The organism is Clostridium bowmanii (genome assembly GCF_018861315.1).
GTDB classification, from domain to species: Bacteria; Bacillota; Clostridia; order Clostridiales; family Clostridiaceae; genus Clostridium_AD; species Clostridium_AD bowmanii.
The window spans coordinates 1-7,107 of the sequence record NZ_JAHLDL010000067.1 but is presented as its reverse complement, the minus strand read 5'-3'; the positions used below and the strand labels follow the sequence as shown (position 1 = coordinate 7,107).

General features: G+C 34.1%; 7 protein-coding genes and 1 pseudogene. All 8 read right to left on the bottom strand.

The genetic code is table 11. From position 1 onward, the window contains the following. Positions 1 to 649 (bottom strand): annotated as a pseudogene (locus tag KPL51_RS22510) (D-proline reductase (dithiol) proprotein PrdA); the annotation flags it as partial. 69 nt (positions 650 to 718) lie between these two features. Continuing rightward, positions 719 to 2,023, bottom strand: coding sequence for a proline reductase-associated electron transfer protein PrdC (gene prdC, locus KPL51_RS22505; protein ID WP_216166568.1), 1,305 nt, complete (start codon positions 2,021 to 2,023; stop codon positions 719 to 721). Between the two features lie 395 nt (positions 2,024 to 2,418). Next, complete coding sequence (locus tag KPL51_RS22500) at positions 2,419 to 3,300, bottom strand: sulfite exporter TauE/SafE family protein (protein WP_216166566.1); 882 nt, start codon at positions 3,298 to 3,300, stop codon at positions 2,419 to 2,421. Positions 3,301 to 3,574: 274 nt separating this feature from the next. Beyond that, the gene (locus KPL51_RS22495) at positions 3,575 to 4,579 is read right to left on the bottom strand and encodes a proline racemase (RefSeq protein WP_216166564.1); all 1,005 of its coding nucleotides are present in this window, start codon (positions 4,577 to 4,579) and stop codon (positions 3,575 to 3,577) included. A 3-nt stretch (positions 4,580 to 4,582) separates the two neighbouring features. Beyond that, on the bottom strand, positions 4,583 to 5,056 hold the full coding sequence (locus tag KPL51_RS22490) for a glycine/sarcosine/betaine reductase component B subunit (RefSeq protein WP_216166562.1): 474 nt from the start codon (positions 5,054 to 5,056) through the stop codon (positions 4,583 to 4,585). Between the two features lie 100 nt (positions 5,057 to 5,156). Next, positions 5,157 to 5,921 carry a proline reductase cluster protein PrdD gene (gene prdD, locus KPL51_RS22485; protein ID WP_216166560.1) on the bottom strand — a complete coding sequence of 255 codons (765 nt, stop codon included), beginning with the start codon at positions 5,919 to 5,921 and terminating at the stop codon, positions 5,157 to 5,159. A gap of 72 nt (positions 5,922 to 5,993) precedes the next feature. Then, positions 5,994 to 6,719, bottom strand: coding sequence for a D-proline reductase (dithiol) protein PrdB (prdB, locus tag KPL51_RS22480; RefSeq protein ID WP_216166558.1), 726 nt, complete (start codon positions 6,717 to 6,719; stop codon positions 5,994 to 5,996). Beyond that, positions 6,719 to 6,973: a CBO2463/CBO2479 domain-containing protein gene (locus tag KPL51_RS22475; RefSeq protein WP_216166555.1), complete on the bottom strand. Its 255-nt coding sequence runs from the start codon at positions 6,971 to 6,973 to the stop codon at positions 6,719 to 6,721. Before KPL51_RS22475 ends, prdB begins: the two co-directional genes overlap by 1 nt. Between the last annotated feature and the right edge of the window lie 134 nt (positions 6,974 to 7,107).

Sequence of the window (7,107 nt, the reverse complement as noted above, 5' to 3'; positions counted from 1 at the left end):
AGATATTTTCTCTAATATAAAGCACTGTTCCTTCAATTTTCGTTTCAGGTCCAAATTTAACTTCTTCTATCTTAAAGTGCTTTTTCACAAGTTCTCTTACAACTTTGTCTTCAAATTTTACTTCTGGAGTGTTATTTTCTTTTGCAGCTTCTTTAGCTACAGCCATTCCAGTAGTTGCTGTTTTTACTGTTTCCACAGCCTGAGCTGTACTTTGATTGAATGAATTAAGAGGAATTTCTATATCTATTCCCTTACCTTCTGAAATTTTAATTTTTAATATTCCACCATTCATTACAGATGACATTACTGGTGTTTCTTCAACAACTCCTTCTACCATGTTTGGAGCTTCAGGTGTTGAATCAACTGAATCTGCTACTTTCGCATCTTCTGCAATAGCAATTACACCCTCTACTATTTCTGGTGTTAGTGGAACTAGCGAATCAATTGTCTTAGTAAGTTTTGCCCCTATAACCTGACCTATTTTAAGACAGTTTTCAGGTATTGTTAGAAGTCCTGAATCCACTAAATCTGGAAATATTGTTGGATCTTCTAAATTAGCTGCAGTGATAATCGTTCCTGATTCTGTTCTACAACATACAACTGCCACTTCATTTTTAAACTCTGCTGCGTGCTCATCACTCATTGACATGAACATAACCTCCTCGTATTTCTCTTGGGTATAAAACAATTATTAATTGTTTTCCTCATTGTATTTCTTTTACTTTTCGTCCATTGGTAATCTTCTTGTAAGTGGATAATCTATTGTTCTAAATACATGATCTGTGTGGTGGTATACTGGAATCCCCATTTTAGGGGCACAACACATCACTGTATTTGAGCAGTCACTGCAATTAGATATTAATATTCTCTTCGCGCCTTGTTTTTTAAGGTAAAGAATTCCTTCTGCTTGCCCTGGGCAATCTCCCGGAGTTAAGCATTTATTTAAACCTCTTACTTGTATTACATTTTTGCAAGTTGTAACTCCGACTACCTCTGAATGCATTTTTTCTGCAATATTTCTTAGTCTTGCTTCATCTGCACCACAAGCGCATACAAGTAGGCCTATTGGTCCCTCATATTTTGGAAGTGGTATTGTAACAATTGCACCACCTGAAGTCTTTGTAACAACAGCCTTTTCTATATCTTCAGATTTACCTGTATATGGTCCACCAATAATGATTTCACCATATGCTCCATCTATTCCACCTGCTTTTTCAATTAGGTTTTTAACTGGAGTTCCTACAGGAACCTGTAAGAAAACATGACTTCCATTTCCGCCTTTTAATTTTCCAACTATTGTAACATCTTTATCTATTACTGGTTTGCCTCTTTCTATGGCATTTGTTAGATTTTCTAATGTTTCTCCATTTAAAACAACACATCTTGCTTCAAAAGGTAATTGACTAGGATTAAGCCAGGTTCCAAATATTTCGTGAATCAATGCTCTTTCCTCTCCCATTGGATATATATCTCTTAATTCTTTTACTTCTATATCCACAGTTCCAAAGAGTGCTTTTTTAATTGCAACAATAGCATTCTTATTTTTAGCTTTTACAGCTATGTATCCAGTCGGAGCTCCTGTAGCTTTCATAGCATATCTTAACCCACTAATAATAGCAGATGGATTCTTTTCTAAAACTTCTATGTTGTGATGTAATGCTGGTTCACATTCAACACAATTTGCAATTACAAATCCGTCTGGCACTTGAGACTTTAATTTAATATTAGTAGGAAATCCAGCTCCACCGGCACCAACGATGCCTGCTTCGAAAGCAGTATCTTCTATTTTCCCACATTTTTTAATTTTTATGTATTCAGCACTTTGATTGTCGTCTCCTAAAATAAAAATCTCATTTTCCGTAATTTTAGTTACTTTTCCAGTGACACTAGAATGAATTTTAGCTCCTAATCCTTCTGGTTTTGCAATACATTCTCCTCTTTTAACTTTTTGTCCTTCTTTTACAACTGGAGTAGAAGGTGCACCTACATGCATTTTAAGAGGAAATTTATAAGTTATTGACATAAAAACACCTCCATATTCTTTCTCTTAAATACTTAGCAATTACCACGCCAACTTTTACAGTACTTTTAGTATTTTCCCATAGGTGTTGCAAATACTACTTTGCCAGTCTATAGAGTTCTTCAATAGGGTCCGTCATTTTTTTTAAATATAAAAACTGTCCATTTTATGACACTGTTTTCTCCTTTAAACTTTTTTAATCGTTTTCAAATATCTATAAACATAAAAATAGTGTCATAAATTCGACACATTAGTCAATTTTCTGACACTATTTTTGCTTTTCTACAATACCCTAATGAATATAAATAATAACAGAATATAAAAAAGATGATTTCTGTTCATCACAGAATCATCTTTTTATTTAACCTAACTTTTTAATTATTTTTAAAAAGGATGTTTTATGCTTTTGCTTTTATTGCAACTGGTTTTGAATAAGATTTAAACATCATAGCCGATGTATAAATGATAACTACTACAACAAGCCATTTCAAAATTTCAAGTGGTAAGGATTTAACAATGTATGCTGCAATAAGTACTCCTACTACTCCAAACACTGTTATTGCCATGGAAGCTTTCCTATCGTAAGCTCCTTCTTTAACAAATTTAACTGAAGCTGCTGGCATTAAGAATGCGCAAGAACCCATCATAATTGGGAAAGCAATTGCTGGGCTTAATCCAAGTGCAAATACAAGTGCCATACATGGAGCATAAAGGCCTATTCCAAGTGTCATTAATGCACCAAGCATAAAGTTAGCTATAATAGCAACAATTAGCTTTCCACCAGTAAGACCAATTGCATCTCCTCCAGCAGGGAACATTTTTAATTGTTGTGCTATCATAATAAATGCTACAATAAGTAATGCAACTCCCATTCCCAATTGAATTTTCTTTACATCAAGTTTAGCGACAAATCCTGCTCCAATTATGGCACCTATTGTTGCTGCTGCCAGCATAGCAACAAGTGTCAATGTATCAACCTTTATAACAGTGATAAAAATAAATGCTTCTAATACTACTGGAATTGTACAAGATACATTTAATGTTCCAGGCATTGTTCTATCATTTGTAAGTTTGAATTGTTTTAATAATGCAGTTGTAGGTGCAAAACTACCAATACCTAGTGTATCAAAGAAATTAGTAAAAAATCCTACAGCTCCTGTAGCTAAAAAGTTTGGCTTTTCAAGTCTATTTTCCTTTGAAGCTAACATGTAATCCTTAACAAAAATTATTGCGAAATAAAGAGTTAAAAGGCCTAATACTGATAAAACGATTGTTAACATTTTGAGTCCCCCTTAATTTTTATATTATTAGCATGTACCACTTAAACTTATTTTTAAATAGTACATGTCAATTATTACTTTACTAATTACTTTTAAGATAACTTAGTTAATTTTTAGATAACTTAGTTAAAACAATCACATAACTGCGTAATGTTTAGATTTTTATTCTACTACATTATACTTGAATTGTCTACAAATTATTCATTTAATATATAATTCAGTTTATTCCAACAATGGTTTATACTCACTCTTAATAATAAATATTACCTATTTTTTATAGTTTAAATCCATATTTTAAAGGGTCTTCTTCATCTATAACAAATTGATTAAATCCAGTAATATAAGCACTGCCTGTTATTTCTGGAATAATACCTTTGAATTCTCCTACTTGCACTTCTTGCATTACTTTTCCTTTAAACATAGTTCCTATAATACTCTCATAAATGAACTCTTCATTTTGCTTCAAGTATCCCTTTGCATATAAATATGCAAGTTTAGCGCTGGTTCCCGTTCCGCAAGGAGATCTGTCTACTTGTCCGTCTCCAAATATTACTACATTTTGAAGAGTAGCCTTTGGATTCTTTGCAGGGCCATATATTTCAACTAAATCTACAGTTTTTATGTGAGGAAGCAATGGATGCTGCACATGAACGGATTCATTAATTGCGTGTAAAATTTTCATACCTGCTTCGCATAGTTTATTTGAATTTTCAGGGCAAATATCAATCTCTAATTCAGTAGATTTAACAAGTGCAAAGAAACTTCCTCCAAAAGAGATGTCAAATGTAATTTTACCTAATTCTGGAACGTCCAATTGTAAATTTTCTTTATAAAGGAAAGAAGGTACATTGGCAATAGATACTTCTTTTACTTTTTTATTTTCCACTTTAACTTTTGCTTTAACTAGTCCTGCTGGAGCTTCAAATGTTAGGTACGTGTAAGGTTCAACCATAGGAATGATTCCAGTTTCCACTACTACTGTAGCAGCTCCAATTGATCCATGACCGCACATATTTAAATATCCGCCACCATCCATAAAAATAATTCCTAAATCTGCTTCTTTCATTGTTGGTGCAGTAATAATGGATCCAAACATGTCATTATGACCTCTCGGTTCAAGCATAATTGCTGTTCTCAAATAATCTAAATGCTTTTCTAAGTATTCTTTCTTTTCGGGCATAGTATTTCCTGGAATAACTGGTACTCCACCAGTTATTATTCTTGTTGGTTCTCCCATGGTATGTGAATCTACTGCGTTAATCATTCTCATTGCTTTCATAATTTACCCCCTCATCTTTCTATTCATTTTAAGTTTTAATAGTGCCACTGCTTTTTTTGCATCTAATTCACAAACTGTATTTTCTCCTACTACTTCCGTTTCAATACCCTCTACTGATTTGTTGAAGTCCACAATTGTATCCATATATTTGTTGGTAACCACAAACTGTGCTTGTGTTCCCACAAAACTAAGCCCTACTACTGGTATATTTCTCTTTCCAATCTCCTCGATAGTATTGGCATAATCTACATGACTATTTCCCCAACCGTCCACAGATATAATTACTCCATCAGCTCTCATGGCTTCTGTCCATGCCGCTGCTCTTTCTCCAACAAATAATTTATCTTCATTGGATTGAGGGGTTCCAACAATTATTATACCCAACAAATCAATATCTGAATCCTTAGATATAACATCTAGCAGTGGATCTCTAAAATGATGTAACGTTGTCTCCTTTGTAGATGGACCAACTCCCATAGTATTCCTCCTTACCTTGATTATATGTTCAACGACAAGCAAGGTGACTCATCACTGAAGTGATGTAGCACTGAAAGTGATGTAGCACTGAAAGTGCTAATTAATGCATAGCCCTCAAAGCACCATCTCTATATTCATTTGGACTTAGTATTATAGGCACATTACCTAAATCTATAATAGACCTACCACCTTCAAAGCCACCTGGTTCTTTTCCTAATAACTGTGTATCATACATTGCGCCTTGACCAGCCACCTGCTTTATAACGACTACTTTCTTCTTTCCAAATTTAACCTTATCGAAATATTCAAACTTTTCATCGCATGCTTTTCCATTCATTTTCTTTAAATGTTCTCTTATTTCTTGGACCAATTTGTCACAAGCTTTATGTGCTGCTGTAGGTCCTATCCTTATCGCGCCCATAGCATCTTTTAACACTACATCTATATGAATTATGATATCCTTTACATCCGGAGTACCTGCATGGCCTAAGACTACTTGATGTGCCAAAATACCTTCTGAAGATCCAAATTCAGCAACCTGAATTCCCATTTCATCTACACCTGTGAGCATAACATAAACTCCAGTAAGAGTGTGAGTTATTCCATCACCAGTTTTACCCAAAACTTTTGTTGCTATTGGTGAAAAATCCATAATACTATTCACAAAAAAATCATGTTGTTTTGGATTTACTATTGTTACGTTAATGTTTTTTATAATATCAGCAGACTCTTGCACTAAATCCATCTTTAAGTCTTCCCTTAAATATAATATCTTATTTTGAATAAAAGTCTTGTTACCAAATTCTACTTTTTCAATATGAAAGGTCTTAATAACTAATTTTCTCATTTCAATTTCATTTTCCATACATATCACCACACTTATTTTTTTATATAGAAATGCTCCAAATTTAAATTTGGAGGCATTTCTAATTTTTAATTATACTTTTGCTGCATACTCAAAAGGTAATGGTACAATTTTTCCAGCTGATGGTATCGCTACAAGTTGTAGCAGTGTAGCTTTTAATATACCAGTTTGCATTTCTTTATCGTTTGGTGCTCCAGCATTTGCTCCCATTGGAACAAGTGGTGCAACCGCTCTTGGTGTTCCAGCCTGCCTAACTACTGGTGGCAATGCTGCAATAATGATGGTAGGAATCCCTGATTCCTCTATCGCTCTCTGTACAAGTACAGCAGAACGGTGACAAGTTCCTCAGCCAGCTGTTAATACAACTGCATCTACACCTTCAGCTTTTAGTAACTTCGCAATGGCAGGACCAGTTTCGTTTTTAAACTTATCTTGGTTTCCGCCGCCGCCCATAAATCCATAATGCATTGGAGCAATTTCTTTTATAAATCCCTCACTTGCAAGTTCTCTTAATCTGTCAATAGGGAACATACAATTTATATCTTTATTTACGTCTCCATTGTCATATCCACCGTGAGATACCATTAAATCCTTAGTATTTGTATTCCCTGGCACTGCTCTGAATGTGAAATCTCCTGCTAAATTAAATCTTTTATCTGTTTTTAAATGAACTCCAGAAGCAGTTGCAAAAGCAACTCTCATTTCATTAAGTGGTTTTGTTACCGGTGTCCAAACTGGTGGTGGTGTAATTGGTACAAATATTTCTGATTGCATGCCTTTAACAGTTGTAAAACTCATTATGCTTTCCCTTCCTTTCTATTCTTTGTCTCTATATTACTAACATATTTTTCATTAGGCTGCTCCGCGAGGACCTCAATAAAGCTCATCCTAAAACCCACTTCTTGACCTACCTGCACAGGATAATCTGTAATTAGCATCCTCATTGGTATCTTAAAGAAGCCCAACCTTCCTTTTAGATCAATTGAAACACACCCATCATGTACTTCTACTATAACTCCGTACATTTCTATTATCTTATCCCCATATTTCATTGTATCTCCTTACTTCGTTGAATATTTTTCTAATCTTTTTTTACTTTCTGGAATTGAAGTTTCATTCTCTACTCTTTCAATAGAAAGCGCATATGATTTTTCAATAGCTTCAAGATTACTTTCCTTTACATTTG

Bases quoted from the DNA above. Each gene is read 5' to 3' on its own strand.
- KPL51_RS22490 (WP_216166562.1), bottom strand. From the start codon at position 5,056: ATGGGAGTTGGTCCATCTACAAAGGAGACAACGTTACATCATTTTAGA.
- prdC (WP_216166568.1), bottom strand. From the start codon at position 2,023: ATGTCAATAACTTATAAATTTCCTCTTAAAATGCATGTAGGTGCACCT.
- KPL51_RS22475 (WP_216166555.1), bottom strand. From the start codon at position 6,973: ATGAAATATGGGGATAAGATAATAGAAATGTACGGAGTTATAGTAGAA.
- KPL51_RS22495 (WP_216166564.1), bottom strand. From the start codon at position 4,579: ATGAAAGCAATGAGAATGATTAACGCAGTAGATTCACATACCATGGGA.
- prdD (WP_216166560.1), bottom strand. From the start codon at position 5,921: ATGGAAAATGAAATTGAAATGAGAAAATTAGTTATTAAGACCTTTCAT.
- KPL51_RS22500 (WP_216166566.1), bottom strand. From the start codon at position 3,300: ATGTTAACAATCGTTTTATCAGTATTAGGCCTTTTAACTCTTTATTTC.